Origin of the sequence: Phocaeicola faecalis, assembly GCF_021730445.1 — a bacterium.
Lineage (GTDB): Bacteria > Bacteroidota > Bacteroidia > Bacteroidales > Bacteroidaceae > Phocaeicola > Phocaeicola faecalis.
Map to the genome: position 1 here is coordinate 1 of NZ_JADNRM010000012.1, position 20,292 is coordinate 20,292.

General features: G+C 42.9%; 11 protein-coding genes. 3 read left to right on the forward strand and 8 right to left on the reverse strand.

What is annotated here, in order from left to right; genetic code table 11:
- Nucleotides 1–58 precede the first annotated feature (58 nt).
- Together IR173_RS11880 and IR173_RS11885 are read left to right on the forward strand one after the other, a co-directional pair.
- Entirely contained in the window at nucleotides 59–1,762 is a 1,704-nt protein-coding gene (locus IR173_RS11880; protein ID WP_394800670.1) for a VapE domain-containing protein, read from the forward strand.
- Between the two features lie 134 nt (nucleotides 1,763–1,896).
- Nucleotides 1,897–3,414: a TlpA disulfide reductase family protein gene (locus IR173_RS11885; protein ID WP_237039815.1), complete on the forward strand. Its 1,518-nt coding sequence runs from the start codon at nucleotides 1,897–1,899 to the stop codon at nucleotides 3,412–3,414.
- Between the two features lie 348 nt (nucleotides 3,415–3,762).
- On the opposite strand, the gene IR173_RS11890 is transcribed toward IR173_RS11885, so the two are convergent.
- The 8 genes from IR173_RS11890 to IR173_RS11925 form a co-directional block, all read right to left on the reverse strand.
- On the reverse strand, nucleotides 3,763–6,885 hold the full coding sequence (locus tag IR173_RS11890; protein WP_237039816.1) for a PL29 family lyase N-terminal domain-containing protein: 3,123 nt from the start codon (nucleotides 6,883–6,885) through the stop codon (nucleotides 3,763–3,765).
- A gap of 44 nt (nucleotides 6,886–6,929) precedes the next feature.
- Complete coding sequence (locus IR173_RS11895) at nucleotides 6,930–7,427, reverse strand: helix-turn-helix domain-containing protein (protein ID WP_237039817.1); 498 nt, start codon at nucleotides 7,425–7,427, stop codon at nucleotides 6,930–6,932.
- A gap of 585 nt (nucleotides 7,428–8,012) precedes the next feature.
- Complete coding sequence (locus tag IR173_RS11900) at nucleotides 8,013–9,536, reverse strand: pectate lyase (RefSeq protein ID WP_237039876.1); 1,524 nt, start codon at nucleotides 9,534–9,536, stop codon at nucleotides 8,013–8,015.
- Between the two features lie 114 nt (nucleotides 9,537–9,650).
- Nucleotides 9,651–11,240 (reverse strand): fibronectin type III domain-containing protein, encoded by a 1,590-nt coding sequence (locus IR173_RS11905; RefSeq protein ID WP_237039818.1) that lies wholly within the window; start codon nucleotides 11,238–11,240, stop codon nucleotides 9,651–9,653.
- A 29-nt stretch (nucleotides 11,241–11,269) separates the two neighbouring features.
- Complete coding sequence (locus tag IR173_RS11910; protein WP_237039819.1) at nucleotides 11,270–13,045, reverse strand: RagB/SusD family nutrient uptake outer membrane protein; 1,776 nt, start codon at nucleotides 13,043–13,045, stop codon at nucleotides 11,270–11,272.
- A gap of 21 nt (nucleotides 13,046–13,066) precedes the next feature.
- Complete coding sequence (locus IR173_RS11915; RefSeq protein WP_394800669.1) at nucleotides 13,067–16,282, reverse strand: SusC/RagA family TonB-linked outer membrane protein; 3,216 nt, start codon at nucleotides 16,280–16,282, stop codon at nucleotides 13,067–13,069.
- A 130-nt stretch (nucleotides 16,283–16,412) separates the two neighbouring features.
- A complete protein-coding gene (locus IR173_RS11920) occupies nucleotides 16,413–17,360 on the reverse strand; it encodes a pectinesterase family protein (protein WP_237039820.1) in 948 nt (315 codons plus the stop codon).
- Between the two features lie 4 nt (nucleotides 17,361–17,364).
- On the reverse strand, nucleotides 17,365–18,597 hold the full coding sequence (locus tag IR173_RS11925; RefSeq protein WP_237039821.1) for a glycoside hydrolase family 88/105 protein: 1,233 nt from the start codon (nucleotides 18,595–18,597) through the stop codon (nucleotides 17,365–17,367).
- A 289-nt stretch (nucleotides 18,598–18,886) separates the two neighbouring features.
- Between IR173_RS11925 and IR173_RS11930 the strand changes: the two genes are divergently transcribed.
- Nucleotides 18,887–20,284, forward strand: coding sequence for a PTS galactitol transporter subunit IIC (locus tag IR173_RS11930; protein ID WP_237039822.1), 1,398 nt, complete (start codon nucleotides 18,887–18,889; stop codon nucleotides 20,282–20,284).
- Nucleotides 20,285–20,292 lie beyond the last annotated feature (8 nt).

Consider the following 20,292-nt stretch of genomic DNA (forward strand, 5'->3'; position numbering starts at 1 on the left):
TCCTGTTCCCTCCGACGGAACACCACGCCGTGACCTCGTATCCGCCCTCAACGGACTGATGCCGCTTTGTCGGACCATGCCCGGTGTGCATCTGGCAGTGGATATCCGCGAAGGCCGGGTGGCTTTGGTGCTGGACTGGACTCCGCGCACCGACGGAAATGCGCTGGCGGGCAGTTATCACTACATCGTTTCCGATGAAGAAGGGGTGAAGGAAGTGGACAAGTCACAGGTTCTTCTTGCTGAAAACGGCAAGGGAAACTTGTCGGAAAGCAGAAACGGTTTTTCCGGATGTCCGACAGACTTAACAGAAGAAACGGAGGAAGATTCCGTGCGACCGAGAAGCGTTCGAAAGGTCATGAATACTGTACGCTTGAAAGACACTGAAAAGGAAGTCGGACCGATATCTTTGGAAAATATCCGAAAGGAACTCGGAGTGAAGTCCTCGAAATATATTGAAAATAAAGTCGGAGTGATATCTTTGGAAGACATCCGAAAGGAGCCCGGACTGAAATCCTCGAAAGATATTGAAAAGGAAGTCGGACCGATATCTTTGAAAGACACTGAAAAGGAGTCCGCGCCCATATCTCCGGAAGAAACTGTTAGGAAGGCGAAATCACGCTCCTTGATGCAGGAAGTGACCGCTTTCCTTACCTCCCGCTACCGCTTCCGGTTCAACGTGCTGACCGAAGAAACTGAGGTAGCGGGCGTGGAACACGGCATTCCCGATGACCACTTGCGCTACGCCAAAGTGGACGAACGGTGGATGAACTCGCTCAGTCTGGAAGCTATCGAAGCGGGCATAGACTGCTGGGACAGGGATATCCAACGCTTTGTGCGCTCGCGCCGCATCAGCGAATACCATCCCTTTACCGCCTACTTTGAACGGCTTCCCGAATGGGACGGCACCGACCGGGTATCGGCACTCGCCCGCAGGGTGTCTGATGACCCGGTATGGGTGAACGGTTTCCACCGCTGGATGCTGGGGCTCTCCGCCCAATGGATGCAGTTCCGGCCGGATACCAACCGCGCCAACAGCGTGGCTCCCCTGCTGGTGAGCAGTCGTCAGGGACTGGGGAAAAGCACGTTCTGCCGCCTGTTGATGCCCGATGCGCTGAAAGCCTACTATACAGAGAGTTACGACCTCAGCTCCCCGGCATCCGCCGAAGCCAGGTTAGCTGCCTACGGCCTGATTAATCTGGATGAATTCGACAAGTTGGGTGCGTCCAAAATGCCCCTGCTGAAGAACCTGATGCAGGCTTCCGCNCGCAAGGCCTACAAACGCAGTGCCTCGGCACTTCCCCGCATCGCCTCGTTTATCGGCACCAGTAACCGGGAAGACCTGCTGGTGGACTGCACCGGCTCGCGACGTTTTCTTTGTGTCAGCCTGGAACACGCCATAGACTGTACCACTCCCGTAGCCCATGAGCAACTGTACGCCCAGCTCAAGGCGGAGCTTCTGTCCGGTGAACGTAGCTGGTTTAATAAAGAAGAGGAGCAGGCCATACAGCAACACAACGCCCTGTTCTACAAGCATGTACCCGAAGAGGAGGTGTTCCGCCTCTGCTTCCGCTTTGCCACGGAAGAGGACCATCCGCAGGAGGTGCTGACCCTTTCCGCCACCCAGTTGTTCGAGCGGATGAAGTCCGTCCATCCCTCAGCCATGAGGGGCATGACGGCCTACAGCCTGAGCCGCATCCTGCCCCAGTTGGGCGAGCGGGTACATACTGCCAAGGGGAATGTGTATCGGGTGGTGGAATGCTAGGCATATTAGACAAGCGAAAGCTCGTTTTGTATCCTCTATAATATGCAAAAATATTAAAGAATAATAAAGATTGAAGCAGTCTATAAAGAAAAGCTCTACCTTGTGCACTAATCTATAATAAAAAAAATAATATCATGAGAAAATTACTATTTAGCAGCCTTCTTTTATTTGCCTCTCTTGTTGCACAAGCACAAGAAGAATATACGATTGAAGGTAAAGTGGAAGGTGTAAAAGACGGAACTCTTGTTTCTCTATTTTTACTTGACGGGAACGTAGGAAGTACAGTTGCTATGGATAGCATACATAACGGAACTTTCTATTTCAAACGGAAAGCAGGAGAAAGTGGTCTGGATATATTATCTCTTATGTGTACTCGTCAAAAAGGTTTTCCTCCTATGTCACTGAAAATTTATGCAACTCCAAATGCTAAAATAAAAGTGACAGGTACAAATACTTTAATTTATACTTGGGAGGTTAATAGTCCTGTTAAAGAACAGCAAGAATACAATAATTTTACTATGGATTCACGCGATTTATGGGATGAGTACCAGCGATTGGTAATTAAAGAAAAAAGCTGTACTTCAGAAACCGAATGCAAAATACTAGAAGCTAAACAAGATAGCATATCGGCAATAATCAGCAATAGAGAATTAAAGTTGATGCAAAAACTTCCTATTTCTAGTGTATGGATGGAGAAGCTAAATAAATTAAGTATGTCTGTTAAGTATAATCCAAAATTCTCTTATAAAGAAGAAACATTAGCTTTATATAACAGACTAAATGAAGAACAAAAAGCCACTACGATAGGACAGGCAATAACTGTAAACCTCTTTCCTCCTACAGTAGTTAAAGAAGGAGATGATATGGCAGATGCCGATCTATTCGATTTAAATGGGAAAATTTATCATTTGGAAGATTTTAAAGGAAAATATATGCTGCTTGATTTTTGGAGTAGCGGTTGTGGCCCTTGTATCATGGCACTGCCAGAAATGAAAGAGATTCAAGAACAATATAAAAACCGACTGACTGTTATTAGTATTAGCTCTGACACCAAAAGCCGATGGAAGGAGGCTTCGACACAACATGAAATGACTTGGCCAAATTTAAGTGATCTGAAACAAACAGCCGGATTATATGCTAAATACGGTGTTCGTGGTATTCCTAATTATGTGCTTATTTCTCCGAATGGGAAAATTATGCAAATGTGGACAGGATATGGCAAAGGCAGTTTGAAATTTAAAATGCGTAGATATTTGGATACTCCCAAACACGAAATGAGTATTATGCAACGTGGCAACACAAGAATCGTAAATTACCCGTCTATAACTTCAACCAATACTGATATTCTAGAGATAAAACAGGTAGAATTGACTGATACAGCTACCATTGTCCACTTTAATGCTTATTATACTCCTAAATATTGGATACAAGTAAGTCCAAATGCTAAATTAGTTGATGAAAAGGGGGTATCATATACTCTAAAAGGAGCTATAGGAATCACTCCTGGCGAGCATTTCTTTTTACCGGAAAGCGGACAAGCAGAAGTCAGCCTAATATTTGAAGCATTACCTTTGGAAACGAAAGTAGTTAATTTCACAGAAGGAACGGCTAAAAAAGATTGGCAGATAAATGGAATAAAGGTTTCTAAATAAAAGAAGTTTCCTAAAAAATTGTTTTCTACCATTTCTCATTAGCATCTCATTAAAATTGGGACGAATTAAATTAAGCGATATTTAACTAATGGAACGCCAGATATCCGCCTTTCCTTTCCATCCGGATTGTGACAGGATGCCCATTGAGTGCGCTTACGCTCAAGGATTTTTGTGCATGAACCAAGAAAATCGTTTCAATCAAGTTCAATAAAAAAATCGGGAAGTGAATAGAATCCGTTACCGGAGATATTCACTTCCCGATCGAATGGGATATAATTCTCAACTGAGAATTTGAAGCCGCCTCCCACTAAAGAGGAGGCTGGCTTGAAATTGTTCAGGTTGTAATAATTACTTAGTTTTCAAAGTAATAGTAAATGGAACAGTCATAGTCTTATTCCAAGCATCTACTACAATAAGTTGCATTTCAACAGGTGCAGATTCCGTTACGCCTTCTGACAATTCATCAACAGCTGTAATAATTGTACTGCCTGCAAACTCATTAACATTCTTAGTTCCATCAAAGTTTTCTACATTCTTAATCAGAGCTTTTGCATATTCAGGATCAACCACCTTCAAATAAACTGCTTTAATCTTAGCATTGGCTTCTGTAGCTGCTGTTTCTCCAACTTTTATGTCTTTCACTACTGCAAAATTAACCTTGCCTGCATAAGTTGTAAACAAGTCATAAATAGCCTTATCATCATCCGCAACTTTTACAGGTGCATTATCTTCATATTTACGAACATAATAATCGTTATGGCCAGCTGCTTTTACATAATATTTGTTCAAAACATCATCGTTATCAGTCCAAATCTCAGCAAGAGTTTTAACGCCTACATATTCTTTAGAATCCGCATCACTTTCGGTTGCTGTATTTGCAGCCAACAAATAATATTTAGCTGTTCCTTGCTGTGCTTTCAAGATTGCGTCAGACTTGAATCCGAAGGCTTTCATATCTGCAACTACAATTTCAATCATCATATCATTCGCATCAACAGCAAACTTAAGTTTATCATCTGCACTGGCTACTGAAGGAATAGTACCATATTGATAACCATTAACCTTAATGTCGCCACCTTTGACAGCAAACAAGTTATAAGTCTTACCCTTATCAGAACCCGCTACAAATACATTGCTCTTTATAGCTTTAGTTATGTCAATCTGATTAGTCTTGTCTTTACCGCCATATACAGCAGACAATTTATCTTCATTCATAACAATTGCCTTAGAAGCATCTTCGCTATAAACTTCTGATTTAACGATAACTTCGAAATCAAAGTCTACGGTATTATCGGTATTACCAAACAATGGATAAGTAGCACGAACCTTACGTACTTTGTACATTTGCTGCTCGGCATCCGTTACTTCCTCATCATCATCCCACTTATTAGCTTTCAATTTCGGAGAAGTTTCAATCCAGTTCGGGAATGCAAAATGAGTGTTATCACTACCACCTTCTTCTACATAATTAGCATTATCCAAATCTTTAAATGTCACCGAACTAATATCACCTGTAATATAAGTCTTATCGATAATGATACCTTCGGTTAATGTATAATTCACTTCATCATCAGTAGCAATTGACTTACCACCGGTAATTTGCAGAATTCCATTTTCTACGAAAGCAGGATTCAATTTAATAGCAGTAGTCGGATTAGAAACAGTCAATGTAGCTTCTGCAGAGAAGATAACAGTGTTACCGTTGGTAGAAGTCAATGTCAATACATATTCTTTCGGCAAGAACTTTTCTGCTGTATAGTTGTCAAGAGCATCACTTTCAGCTGTAGCATCCAAATTAAATCCGAATGTCACTGCATCGCCATTGTTCCATTTAGATGTAGCACTAGTGTAGGTAGTCTCCTTACCCTTAGCATTGTAGAATGTTACGGCAGCGTTATAAGCTACTTTTTTAGTTTCTGTGTCAGCATCATAACGAGTGGCAGTCAACTTCACATTAGCGCCATCACCGTTCAAGAAATTATCCAACTGAACAGCACTCAGACCAAGGTCTGCAATGTTCCATCTTAATGCAGCATCTGCAGGTTTAGCAGCCAAAGTAACCGACTTGTCAGCCAATTCGCCTGTTGCTTCCACACCTTGAGAAATAGTAAATGTTGCTTCTTTAGAAACAGCAGAACCATTCAAACCAAGAGCTGTCAATTTCAATGTTACAGAAATAGAAAGGTCACTGCTCGGCATCTTAGCAATAGTCAGCTTGCTGCCTTCAATAGACAATCCGTATTTCTCAACCTGAACAGCGTTGGTTGCTTCAAGAATAAAGTAACCGTCATACTGGTTAGCCAAAGTGAACATAGCCTCTTCTGTATCCGATGGTTTTTCAAACACATCAATTGTTTCTGCATATTTTGCTGATGCAGGGCTGGCAGGAGTAATAGTTACATCGCTGTTAATATCATCAGAATACACTTGATAAGCAAATGCAGTTCTTACTACTGTTCCTTTTGCATTTTCCACCAGCAAAGAAGCATCTTTAACTTCTGCATAAGTCTTTTTAACAGCATCAAAGGCAGGTTCTACCTTCAAAGTCCAAAGACAATCGTTAGCACCGGCTACTCTTGTTTGCATTGCTCCGTCCACAAAAGTAGTACCTTCGGGCAAACCCTTAGAAGGAGTAGAAACAATAATATCGGCTACTTTACCCTTCACATCCAACAAACTGTATGAGAAATTGTCAGTCAGTTCAACTGTGGCAGGAGTAACAATCAAAGGCAGATTACCACCTTGTTTTACAGTTTCATTCTTCTTAATGTCAGCAATTCCCGGGAAAGCCTTCAGCAATGCTTTAGACTCATCTTTTGTAGCATTCCATTTAGTCCACTTCGCTGTTTCAAATTTCACATTCACCTTGGCAGCCACAGCTTCCACTACAAATGCATCAGAAGTAGCAGGCAATGTAATATCCTGGAACTTACCAGTTTCATCAGCAATATGCAAGATGTAAACGCCATCTTTTGCTACTACATATGCACTAGTGCCCTGAGCCGGGATTTCAGTAGTCTTTTCTACGAATTCGCCCTTAACGGCATCCCATTCGTAAACTACCCACATGCCGTTGGCATCGATTTTTGGGGAAGGAGCTGTAACGCCTGCTTTTCCGTCTTCACCTACAGCCTGAGAATCGGTCTTTTCACCGTCCTTATACCAGAAACCGTCTTCGCCGATAGTCCATTCAGTACCGTTCTTTCCGTCTGCACCCTTGATGCCGGTTACTGTCTGAGTAGTACCGTCACTCATGGTTACAGTGAAACCATTTTCGATAGAAGAAATAGAGGTTACCCATTTTCCTTCGCCCACCAACTTCTGCAAAGCTGTAATAGCGTCTTTGTTGGAGTTAATTTGTTCTTGCAAGTCTTTGATGTCATCGTCGTAATCTTTACAAGACACAAATGTTCCTGTCGAGGTAACCATCAAGGCTCCGAACAGGATTGCACTTAAAAACTTTTTGTTCATAATAGAAAAACTTTAAATTTATAAATTTAAAAAACTAAAATTGGTTATACATATTCTATCAGTTCCGAGGGCACAGCCCTCTGTTCTTGTTTCATATATCTTTTTGGAGAGACACCCGCTACCTTTTTAAAGGAAGTGTAAAACGTACTTCGCGATAGGAATCCGCATCGTTGGGGCAGTTCCTCCAACGGACATTTGCCTGAACGGAGCAGTTCCTTGGCATATTCCACCCGATAACCGTTCACCAAATCTTTCAGGTGACAGCCGAAGTAGCGGTTCACCACGTTCGACAGATAGGTCTGGTTCGTTTCAATCATATCGCTCAGCTTATTCAGTGAGAGCTTCGGGTCAAGAAACACCTGGCGAACTTCCAAATAGTACAATACATATTTATATAGCTCACAATCGACTTTCCTTGCCTGCTCCACGTTACGGTCTGCGAACTTCTGCTTCCAGTAAAGATGGGCAGCCCGGAAGAGCAGATTCTTCTGCCTTTCGGAAGTAAAGGTGCGCTTGTCGCGGTGTAGGAACAGGTAGTCCATTGTACTCTCTTTTTATCGTCTCTATTTCAGATAAATACACATTTTTCAAACCCTTAAAAAAGGGTTGCGTTCGGTGCATCTCTTAGTAAGAGATACACCGAACGCACATAAACGACTTATTATTAATTATTTAAGCCGATAAAAAAGTATCCTACAACTTAAGACTAAAGATATTTTTGCATTTGTCTTGTGATTTTTCTTCTCAAAAAGTTTTAATTATCAAAACTTTGTGTAAATTTGCATCGAAAAGTGTATCTCTTACTAAGAGATACACTTTTTTTCTTCTTTCCCCGAAAATCTTATTCACTACATTATCAATCGGTTAAGTATCGATTGACATTTCCTTTTCTCCTGAAAAGCAAGCATTAAAAGTTGTAAAGGTATTATAAATGAGGAGCTTAGAAATGTTTCGAAAAGAATGGATTGCTTCAGAAGGAGACTTAAGCTTTTTTCAAAAACTCCACCGACTTAAAAAAGTTACCATACAAAACTCGAAGACCTCCCTGAGTGCGCTGTTCTATGGGAAGCGTGGGAGGTCATATCATTACATTTTTTCTATAACAGCATCAAGCATACACAATATACCTAATTGGCAGGGTATGTACCTGCAACAAGGCTATTGAGATAAACTTCAAGATTGGTATATTCAGGACTCAGATTATACTTCGCACCGTCTGACGCATCATTCGGATTGAGTCCCTGTATCACCTCCCATTCATCGGGCATTCCGTCACCGTCACTGTCTTTCAAGACTTCTGTCTGTTTGTATTCCGGCCATCCTTTTACATCTTTCTGACTGTCTATCAGTCCCAGCTTGCTGCCATTAGAACCGGTATAAGTAAAAGTCCCTTCACGAGTTTCTCTGACAATACGGCTGTCAACAGCATCGCGCGCCAAGGAAGCACCGGCATAATCCAGCACCGATTCATACGCTTGCCGGGCGGTTTCCGTAAAGCTTGTATCTGCAATAGGAAATTCGGCAGAAGAGAGAACTTCGGAAGCCGGAGCAAAATTGCCCTTAATCACGAATCCGGCAGCATTGGCCAAGTTCACAGTTTCCAGCTGCTTCCGCTGCTTATCAGACAGTGCAGGACAGGTAGAGTCGAAATAATTTCCTTTCAAATAAAAGACTCCGTGTGTCCCTTTCTTATTCTGATTCTTCCCATCATCTTCGTATGCCGTAAAAATGCGGGCATAAGAGGATTTTGTAGCCGTATAAGGACCCGGCTTATAGTAGTTGTTCACCAAGTTATAAGACCCGCCTTCACCGGCATAAGCTCCTTCATTGCCGAAATTGTAAATAACATTATTGCGCAAGTCCACCTTCTCTGCATCAGGACGCCCTGTATAACGGCTGCCGCAAAGACGTGGAGTACGGTTGCTGTGATGTGCCAACAGGTTATGATGGAACGTAGCCCCCTCTCCTCCCCAAATGCCGCCATAGCCATGAGCACCTTTGGCATGAACGGAATTTGTGAGACTTTCGCTTAAAATACACCATTGCATCGTAAACTCACCGGCACCATAGAAACTGCCACACTCATCGGTACACCAACTTAAAGAACAATGATCCAGCATAATCTTCCTATTGCCGGAATGTCCGCCCATCGCATCATCTTCCGTTCTTGCCACATCTCCCATGCGGGAACGGATAAAACGGACAATGACGTTGTCGGCTCCTATATAAAAGGTATAATTACGGAGACAGATTCCATCTCCGGGAGCTGTCTGACCGGCAATAGTCACATCGCCATGCTTTATTTTTAAGGGCGATTGCAATTCAATGATACCGCTAACCGCAAATACAATGGTACGCGTACCTTTCTTTTCGACAGCCCAACGGAGGGTGCCTTCCGTCCCGTCGTCGGCAAGTGAAGTGACTGTATATACAGCCCCCCCTGCTCCGCCACTGACATAGCGCCCGGCTCCTGCCGCTCCAGGGAAAGCTAAAATGGTGGAACGGTCGGGAACAGGATATTCTGTCAGTGTACCGGGACTGTCAGGTGATTCCGGTCCCAACGGTATTTCAGGCAGGTCTCCATTGTCTATGCTCCCTTTACCGCAGGCTACAACTGATAAAAACAAGCCCGACAATATAATTTTTTTCATCATAACGTATATCTATTAAAAAGGCACGGATTCAAGGATTGACCGGGGTCACCGCATAAATCCATATAATCCGTGCCTAAAAGTAACTATTTAAATAGTCTTATCCTAAAAATCCTAATACCAACGCGGGTCACCAACCTGATTATAAATCAAGTCTTCATCAGACAGGGTAAAATCACCTCCGGCAGCATCCTTGAAGCCCGGATTTAATGTGGTGGCACTCTTGTCCTCAGCCACTACCTTAGCGGTATCGCCCGAACCGGTGATAATAGAACCGGCAGTCGGAGCGTCAAAGTAATTGTTTCCAGCAAAGTCCGGATTGGCATCCGTGTTAGCCTGATTACTGAACAGGCCGGCAGTCGAGGCTACCAGATTGTTCTTGAAGGTTATCTGATTACCTTTGAAACGGACATACATCAACCGTTTACCGGAATTATTAGAGATGCCCACCAATGTACAATTGGTTATGCTGATAGCAGGAGTAACACCGGCAAATGTAGAAGAGGCATCATCGTAACGCACAAAGTCACGGGCCGCACAGCTGTTATAGAAAGTAGAGTTGGACAAAGTAAGTACTTTAATAGCTCCCTTGCGCGAATCCAACATATCACCTCCGTCACACTCAATGTCGTGAACCAGACAATTATTGAATACAATCTCATTGACCATAGCAGCTACATTCAGATAATACAAACCTTTGGTATAGTTCTTGATTTCGCAATCTTCCACCGTCAGCGCATTGTAAGTGGCACCGGCTGTGTTGAAGGTTATTGCCTGACTGCCATCCGTACCTGTACCGTCCATCACAATCTGTCTCAACAATAGAGACGCACCGTCATTCAACGTGATACATCCATTGATTATAGGACGGTCGTTGGGACGGACTGCTTTCAGTTCAATACTCTTCGAAATGGCAATTTTGGCTATTGACTCCACACCGTCTGCCGTATTCATCACTTTATAAGTCCCCGGATACAGCGCAAAAGCATCTCCATCTTCAGCATTCGCCAATACTTCGGCAAAGTCATCCTCGGGAGTCACGGCAATGGCATCACCCAAATCAAGTAAAGTAGTGAAAGTCAGCGTACCGCGTACTTTCGTTCCGTTCATCAACTTGGCTGTATAAGTGGTTTCGCCGGTCAATCCGGTTATGGTAGCGGCACCGGCTGCTATCTCGTCGGCAGTCACGGTATGAGTGATATCACCCGGAGTAAGAATAATTTCTGTAGCCGCTTCACCGGCAGTCCATCTCAGAGTAGCACCGGTTGCCTGTAAATCTTCATCATTTACCGCTTCAAATATTTGTTCCGCATCTGTTTTAAAGTAAACACCACTCCATTTGGATTCGGCAATTCCTTCGCCTACAGCCTGCACACGGGCTGAGTATTTCATACTGCCCTCCAACTTGGATACTGTATAAGGCAGCTGGTCGGCAGTCACACCGCTGATGGTCTTTGCAGGCGAACCGGCGAAAGTCAGACTGTCGTTCTCAAAAACCTCAATGTTATATGCGGTTGCCCCTTTCACAGTCGACCAAGTCAAACGTACATTGGTACGGTTGGTCACTCTCGCTTCCAGATTGACCGGTGAGAAAAGACGGTCATAGTCAATATTCGTGATTTCTTCGTCCGGGTCATCGCAAGCGGCGGTCAGGGCTGCTATTGCCAGCCCCAACATATATGTATATTTCTTATACTTGTTCATAATTTTGGTATTTATGTGTTTATCAACTATTAGTCGTTGGACAAGGTTCCGTTGCTGCTGTCAACAAAAGTCTGCCAAATGGGCCAGAACTGGTTTTCATCCGGGTTCTTCTGATACAGGACATTGATAAGTTCGTCCGTCAGTTTTTCGGTAGAAATCCATGTTGTACTCGATTCATACCCCAAAGCTGCTCCCTCTTCATCTGTATCTCCATGATTCAAACCATAAATCATCAACGTTTCACCATCTGCGGCAGTCTGATAATAGATTTTTTCGGGCAAATCGGCATAAGCGCCTTCCCGTCTTGCCAACTGCGACATCTTGGTTTTGGCTTCGTCCAACTTCTCTTTCAGTAAGTTCCAACGAATCAGGTCGGCCTTTCGAAGAGATTCTCCGGCAAACTCAAAAGCGCGCTGTTCAACAATGGCATTGAAGAAAGCATCCTTGCCGGCAGTGGCCTGAGCCAGATAAGCCGAAACTTTGGAAGTAGGAAGTGCACGGTCAAGAATCGGTTTCAAATAGGCAGCCGCAGCCGACGGCCCTTCCAGCTCATTGATGGCTTCGGCGGCCATCAGGTAAACATCTGCCAAACGCATATACTGCCAGTTCACACCATCGTCGTTGGTAGAAGTCACCACTCGATTCATCCATTCATAACGCAGTTTTCCAAAACACCAGCTTTTCAGGCTGCGCGGTGTCTGCCAGCTTTTGCCATCCTTCTGGTCTTTTGACCATTCGTAAGGAACGCAAGTAATGTCACGACGAACATCTTCCACATCATAATCATAATATAAATAAGGTAACGGACCATTTACGCCGCCCTGTGCCTGTTGTGTATATTGGTCGGTCTTCTGATGTTTCACACCCAAAGTATACAGCACACGTCCACGACCATCCGAGAACGGAATTTCCCAAATAGACTCGCCTCCGGCTGCTGTATTGTCCTGACAAAGTTTCAAGAAGTTATCTTTGAAAGTACCCAAACGGCATCCACTGTTATTGATGATGTCAAGACACTCTTCCTTTACCAAAGCATACATATTGGCAACGCTCAGTTTCGGGTCATTACTGCGGCGGACACCGTCTGCACGTTGGCTGTATCCGGCTGCATAAAGGGCAATACGTGCACGAAGGCCCTTCACGAATGCCTTATTGACGCGTTCCGTACTCTTGGTTACCGCAGAGCCGTTCGGCCACGGAACCAAATCTTCCGCTTCTTCCAAATCATTTAACAAATGTAAATAAATGCTATCCCGGTCTGTACGAGGCAGATAAACGGTTTCGGAAGTATTCGGTTCAAAACGAGCCGGGACATCTCCCCAACCTTTCACCAAATCAAGATAAAGAACTGCTCTCAATGTAATCGCTTCACCTAGTAATTGCTGAAAAGCAGGATCAGTCAGGTCGGAATAAGTACGCAACCCGCGGATACACAAATTAGCACGCTCGATTCCTTCGTAAAACTTAGCCCAAGCATTGTTTGAGGTATTCATCTGACTGTTCGTGGCGCGAGTGGCATAGGTACAAAGCTCATATTTGCCATCATCCGCCACTTTAGACGCTTCCATATTATTAATCCATTCGATGTCAGTATTGATTCCATAGTAAGGAAGATACCGTCCGCGATAAGAGTTGGTTTCTCCGAAAGACTGGTGAATACCCATTACTGCGGCCTCAGCCAATGATTCTACCGTAAATAGATTGGGTTCTTCCATTGCCGACTGAGCAGGCGACTCTAAGTCACATGAAGTCATAGCTCCCATTAATGACAAAGACAAAAGAGAAGTATATATAAATTTTTTCATTGTTCAATACATTTTTCCTGATTAGAAATTCAAATTAAGGCCAACCACAAACTGACGGCTCTTGGGGTATGCTGAATAGTCCACACCCGGAGTCAGGTTTGTTTTGCGTATAGTGGATACTTCCGGGTCATATCCCGAATAATTGGTCCAGCAGAACAGATTGTAACCGGTCACATAGAAACGTAAGTTCTGGATTCCCACCTTATTCAGCAAAGTGGCCGGAAGAGTATAACCTAATGTCAGTGTATTCAGGCGTAAGAAGGAAGCATCCTCCACTGCCCAATCACTGAAAATCATACGTTGTGTGTAAGGTGACCACATAGTAGTATTGGCATTCATTGCAGCCAGTTTTTCGGGATCGTTGCAAATAGTACCGTTTTCATTCAAATTCGTCCAACGCTTACCGTCAGCCATCTCCGAAATCATGTTGCGGTATTGATATTTACTGGTTTGTGTAAACTCAATCTTGTTGGCATTATATACATCATTTCCCACACTCCAGTTAAAGTTTGCACTCAGGTCAAAACCGTATGCACGGGCATTGATACTGAAACCGCCTGTATGGACAGGATTGGCATCACCTATTATTTCACGGTCGGCAGTAGTGACCTTGCCGTCTCCGCTTCCATCAATATCAGCCAGTTTCATCATACCCGGACGGAGTGTACCTACCACAGCGGAAGCATCGACTACGCCTTCTTTCAAAATCCATTTCTTGGCGGCAGCATCATAACCCTCAAAGTCGCTTACTTCATAACGCCCTGCAGAACGGTAACCGAACATTTTACCTACAGCACCGCCTTTGGCAATCCAAAAGTCATTACCGATTTCTGAAGAAGCCCAATAGGTTTCAGCTCCAAAGTCATCCATGATACCTAAATCTTTAATCTTATTTTTGTTGAAACCGATATTGGCACTAAAGCTCAAACCAAAGTTTTTCTTATCAACGGCAATCCAATTCACACTGGCCTCAAAACCTGTATTCTGTGTCTTGCCCATGTTACGATATTGATAATCATAGCCTGTGCCGGCTACAGGAAACTGAATCAGCAAATCTTTGGTTGTATTGAGATAGGCTTCCAGCGTACCGTTCAATCTTCCGCCCAATGTGGTAAAGTCCAGACCAATGTTACGGGTAATGGTCGTTTCCCATTTCAAATCAGGATTAGGCATCGTCTTTGATGCGGCCCAATAGTTATTAAAGCCGTTAATCCATGAAGTGGAAGAAGAAGCATAATTCAAGTTCATCTGGCCCGACGGAATATTGTTATTACCGGCAGTACCGTAGCTGAAACGGAGTTTCAAATCGTCCAGCCAACTCTTGGTTCCTTCCATAAACGGTTCTGAAGACACACGCCATGCAACTGCTGCCGAAGGGAAATAGCCCCAACGGTTTCCGTCTGAGAACTTGGAAGAACCGTCGGCACGGAAAGTAGCACTTAACAAATATTTGCTCTTATAGTCATAATTGATACGTCCGAAAAATGACAAGAGTTTATCGTCAGGGTTAAGGTAATTATCAATGGAATAAGGAGTACCCTGTGTAGAATATTTCCATGCATCCTGTGATGTGAACGATTCGGGGAAACCGTGAACCGTATTGGTCAGTTTCTTTGATTTGGTGACAATCCATTCATGGCCTATCATGGCATTTAAATGATGGTCATCATTCTTCAGCAATTTTTCGAAATCATAATTAACGGTATTCGTATTGCGGAACTTATGACGGAATGTGTTTGCAATCTCCATAGCCGGTTTGCCTTGATTATCCTTTGCAGGAACATTCTTTATATAATAAGTTGTCAATCCCCAAAAGCGTGAATCTTCTTCGCGGTAATCATCATAACCGAATTCTGTCTTGGCACGGAAATTCTTGAAGATTTCCCATGTAAAGCTACCTGCCATATTCAGATTCTTACGCTCACGTTCACGGTCATTATCCGAAATGGCTGTCAATGGATGATACAGGTTACCTAAATCATCATCCGAACTGCCACTTTCCGAATTCAGGTTTTCCAAAGGTATCGGAGTATAAATCACTGAATATTTCAAACGTTTGTCCGAGTCATACGTGCTGCTGGTATCATTGGCACCGCCACCCTTTACATCTGTATCCGAATAACGGACTGAAAAGTCAAGAGTCACATTCTTTACCGGCTTGCTATTCAACTTCAGACTGAAATTATCACGCTTAAAAGATGAACCTTGCATAATAGCCTTATCATTCATGTGGCTGTAGCCGAACGCATATTTTATTTTATCGCTACCGCCATTAATGTTCAAGCTTTGATTGAAAGCGTGTCCGGTACGTCCGAAAGTCTGATCCTGCCAATCATTTCCGGAAATATTCTGATACATATCCATATCCTGATAGTTTCCAAAATAATCGATATAAGAACTCATATCATTTTCTTTAATCAAGCCGGCCAGCTCATATTGCCATTTGGCATAGTCGTATGGAGAAAGTACATCCAATGTTTTTGCAATTTTCTTAATACTGTAATATGCGTTATAAGTCACACTCAGTTTTCCCTCCTTACCGGATTTAGTTGTTACCAAAATAACTCCGTTCGCACCGCGGGAACCGTAGATGGCAGTAGAGGAAGCATCCTTCAGCACCGTCATATCTTCAATATCGGAAGCCGGAATGTCGGAAATGGTTTCTACAGGAAAACCATCGACAATAAACAATGGAGTATTATCACCCGTAATAGAGCCACCACCACGCACACGGATTTTCATTTCGGCATCAGGAGAACCTTCTGTAGTGGTAATCTGTACACCGGCCATTTTACCGGTCAGCGCCTCTGTTGCCGAAGCAACCGGAACCGCAGCCAACTTATCAGCACCCACTGATGTGACAGAACCGGTCAAATCCTTACGTTTTACCGTACCGTAACCAATAACGACCACTTCTTCCAATGCTTGTGAGTCATCATTCAATGTTACATCAAATTGTGTTTGATTTCCGACCTTAATTTCTTGTGTGACGCACCCTATGTAAGAGAATACAAGGATATCACTCGACTTAACGTCGGACAAGGAAAATTTACCTTCAAAATCGGTAATAGCGCCGTTGGTTGTCCCTTTTACTAAAACATTTGCCCCAATCAGTGATTCGCCGGTAGCGTCTTTCACAATACCGCTCACCTGATGTCCTTGAGCAAAAGCGACCAAACAAAGCATACTCAGAAAAAGGGTTGAGACTGCTTTTCTAGCTAATTCTTTTAGATTCATAAGATGTGTTTTTATAGTTGTTATTTTTTCTAAGGCTACAAAGAACCTATATTCACTGAGGCAAAAGTAGATGTTTCAAAATGTCCCGATGTGTAGTTTTTATCATTTTATGTGGATTAATCAACTATTCTCAGAATTTCCACGTATTACACCGGCTGTAAAACAGATTTTCAACAGTTATCTTTTGAGCCTCTTCCGATGATAGCTGCCTGCTCCATTCTACCCTTCCGGAAATATCAGCGCCCTCACCTGCATTTTTATATTCCCGATAACGGACTGTCTGTTCGTTATCAGAATTCTTCCAATTATGCCATCCGGCAGGAAGAATATGTTTTCCTAATTCGCACTCTATAAATAAGGTATAGGCAAAAGGACGCCACGGACGCCCCAGATATACCTTTTCCACTCCGGGAGCAGCCGTCAGTTTGCAATGTTGAAAGACATAACCGTATTCCGCCTCTGCAGGAGTGGAAGCGGCAGTTATATAAGAATCTCGTTTACTGTGAATAGTACACCCCTGAAACAGAGCTGTGGAAGGTCCAAAAATAAAATCGGTAGTTCCCTCAATATAGCAATCTTTAAAATACAGACGTGTAAATTTTGCTCCAGTATATACCGTATCCTGATTTCCAAGGAAACGACAATTGATAAAACGAAGACAATCCCCTTCCGTATGGAGTGCTACGGCTTGTCCCAATGGAGCAGCATTATTTTCAATAGTCAGATTTCTAAAAGTAACATGACTGCCTTCCACCTTTACCGTATAGGTACGGAAGGTTCCCATTTTATTTATATTGGCGTGGTCGTCATAGGTAATAACGGTCTTCTCTTTGTCTTCACCTATTATCTCAAGGTTCTCTAACCAGGACGGAACAACCACTTTCTCTTTATACACACCATTCTTTATATAAACGGTCACTGTATAGTCCATAAAAGCGCGAACACTTTCCAATGCATCTCCCAGAGTGTGGTAATGGCCTGTCCCATCGCACGAAACGATGAGTGTATCTCGCCGTTGTTGTCCCCATAAAGTAGCGACAACCAACCACATACATCCTATAATCGCTATTCTTTTCATTTCATTATTCCAATGGAGTTTTACAACCGCTGCCACCATTTGCATGCAAGCGCTCCCATTCCAAACTTGCCATGATAAACGGACCTACAGCCTTCGCATCATTGACACGTATCTGTTCATTTATATAATAGTCATAGTCTCCCATACGATAGTTTTTACCTCCCAAACCGGCTACGGCACACGCACTCGTAATAGAAACCAGTCCTTTATCATCCACTTCTATAAACTGCTTCAAAATACCTTCATATCCTTTTTGAGCCACCTCCATATAAGATGGACAGATATATCCTTTACGAACAGCCTTCAACAGTGCGTACACAAACATAGTAGAGCAGGAAGACTCCAAATAGTTTCCTTTATCACCGCTACGGTCTATCACTTGATACCATACACCGGTGCGGGTATCTTGAGTACGTTTTATTTGAGCAGCCAACTTATTTAAAATGGCAATCACCGAATCCCGTCCCACTTCATGCTGCGGAATAAAATCAAGCACATCTACACATGCCATAGCATACCATCCCATCGCACGCCCCCAGCAATGTTGTGATTGTCCGGTGACCTTATCCGCCCATCTCTCCCGTTTACTTACATCGCAGGCATGACGATAAAGATCATTTTCTGCATCGTAAGTATGGCGGGCAACTGTAACAAATTGGTTAATAATATCCGCATAGTCATTTACACGATTATTGCGATAGGCATATTCTGCATAAAAGGGCTGTCCCATATACAGTCCATCCAACCACATCTGATGCTCATAAATCTTCTTATGCCAGAAACCGCCGTCAGCATTCCGGGGATGTGTATCCAATTGACTTCGCAACAAATCCAAAGCTTTCCTATACTTTTCATCCTTAGTCTGCTCATAGATACGAAATAACATTTTGCCTGAGTTCAGACGGTCAATATTATACTCATGCAACTTATAAGTCTCGATAGAACCGTCGGCATGAATCATCGTATCGGCATAGGCCACCGCATAATCAAAGAATTTCTTGTCTCCATACGCATCATACACATCAAGCATCGACTGAAGTTCCAGTCCATGACAATAATCCCACTTCAAACGAGTCTGGAAGTCAAGTTGCCAAGACTCGGGACAACGCATCATTTCTGAAGTTGCCATACGGACAGACCACGGCTGTTTATCACACACCTTCTGAGCACCGCACAATAGCGGAGCAATCATCAGTAATCCTGATACAATAAATTTACAGATAGATTTACTTTCCATGCTGTTGTTTTGTTTTAGTATTAGACCTTTTATCTTTTATAAAACAAAAGTAGTTCTTTTACTGAAAAACATTGTGGATTTTTAAATATAGAGAGTGTATTATTTGGTTTTCGTGTACGAAAACGATAAAATTGTGCACGGTAACGATAAAAAGTGTGCAAAATTGTCCATTTTACTAATAATTAAGGTTTTCCCGTTTGATTAATTGAGAAAAGGTTTTATTTTTGGGGCAGTTTTTAATTCATACTATTGTAGGAACACATTCATTTAACTATTAAATCACAAGAGAATGGAAGAAGTTTTCAGTTATATCATCGGTCTGGGTGCAGCTGTGATGATGCCTATTATCTTTACAATCTTAGGAGTTTGTATCGGTATTAAATTAAGCAAAGCATTAAAAAGTGGTTTGTTGGTCGGAGTCGGTTTTGTTGGATTATCTGTTGTTACAGCCTTGTTAACCAGTAGCCTTGGTCCCGCTTTAAGTAAAGTTGTCGAAATATACGGTCTCCAATTAAAAGTATTCGATATGGGTTGGCCTGCTGCTGCTGCCGTTGCTTATAATACTTCCGTAGGTGCATTTATCATTCCGGTTTGTCTGGGTGTCAACATATTGATGTTATTAACAAAGACTACACGTACGGTTAATATCGACTTATGGAACTATTGGCATTTTGCCTTTATCGGTGCAGTAGTCTATTTTGCAACAAGCAGCATCCTATGGGGATTCTTTGCTGCTATCATCTGTTATATCATCACTTTGATTCTGGCAGACTATACGGCAGACAAGTTCCAGGGCTTTTATGAAAAGATGGAAGGAATTTCCATTCCCCAGCCTTTCTGCGCAGGATTTGTGCCATTTGCTATTGTTATCAATAAAGTATTGGATAAAATACCCGGATTCAACAAATTGAATATTGATGCCGAAGGCATGAAGAAAAAGTTCGGTCTGCTAGGCGAGCCTTTGTTCTTAGGTATTTTGGTCGGTTGCGGTATTGGCGCACTGTCTTGTAAAAACGGACAGGAAGTGGTAGACAAGATTCCTTATATTTTAGGTTTAGGTATTAAGATGGGTGCCGTTATGGAATTGATTCCACGCATCACCAGTTTGTTTATTGAAGGTTTGAAACCCATCTCTGACGCTACCCGCGAAATGATTGCAAAGAAATTTAAAGGTGCAGTCGGACTGAATATCGGTATGAGTCCTGCTCTGGTAATCGGCCATCCTGCAACTTTGGTCGTATCATTGTTACTGATTCCCGTTACACTGTTGCTGGCAGTGGTACTCCCCGGCAATGAATTCTTACCTTTGGCTTCATTGGCAGGTATGTTCTATGTATTCCCATTGGTATTGCCCATCACTAAAGGTAACGTATTAAAAACCTTCATTATCGGGTTTGTTGTATTGGCTATTGGCTTGTACTTCGTAACAGATTTAGCTCCTTACTTTACTCAAGCCGCACAAGATGTTTATGCCAAAACGCAAGATGCAGCCGTTAATATCCCCCAAGGCTTTGAAGGCGGTGCATTGGACTTTGCATCCAGTCCCTTCTCTTGGGCAATATTCCACATGACTTATACATTTAAGATAATCGGTTCGGCTATTTTAGTGTTAATAACCCTATTCCTGATGGTATTAAACCGTCGTGCCATCATCAAATATCAGAAGTCGGTAAAAAACGCTCAATAATAAAAACA

Bases quoted from the DNA above. Each gene is read 5' to 3' on its own strand.
- IR173_RS11895 (WP_237039817.1), bottom strand. From the start codon at position 7,427: ATGGACTACCTGTTCCTACACCGCGACAAGCGCACCTTTACTTCCGAA.
- IR173_RS11920 (WP_237039820.1), bottom strand. From the start codon at position 17,360: ATGAAAAGAATAGCGATTATAGGATGTATGTGGTTGGTTGTCGCTACT.
- IR173_RS11905 (WP_237039818.1), bottom strand. From the start codon at position 11,240: ATGAACAAGTATAAGAAATATACATATATGTTGGGGCTGGCAATAGCA.
- IR173_RS11900 (WP_237039876.1), bottom strand. From the start codon at position 9,536: ATGAAAAAAATTATATTGTCGGGCTTGTTTTTATCAGTTGTAGCCTGC.
- IR173_RS11930 (WP_237039822.1), top strand. From the start codon at position 18,887: ATGGAAGAAGTTTTCAGTTATATCATCGGTCTGGGTGCAGCTGTGATG.
- IR173_RS11885 (WP_237039815.1), top strand. From the start codon at position 1,897: ATGAGAAAATTACTATTTAGCAGCCTTCTTTTATTTGCCTCTCTTGTT.
- IR173_RS11890 (WP_237039816.1), bottom strand. From the start codon at position 6,885: ATGAACAAAAAGTTTTTAAGTGCAATCCTGTTCGGAGCCTTGATGGTT.
- IR173_RS11915 (WP_394800669.1), bottom strand. From the start codon at position 16,282: ATGAATCTAAAAGAATTAGCTAGAAAAGCAGTCTCAACCCTTTTTCTG.
- IR173_RS11925 (WP_237039821.1), bottom strand. From the start codon at position 18,597: ATGGAAAGTAAATCTATCTGTAAATTTATTGTATCAGGATTACTGATG.
- IR173_RS11910 (WP_237039819.1), bottom strand. From the start codon at position 13,045: ATGAAAAAATTTATATATACTTCTCTTTTGTCTTTGTCATTAATGGGA.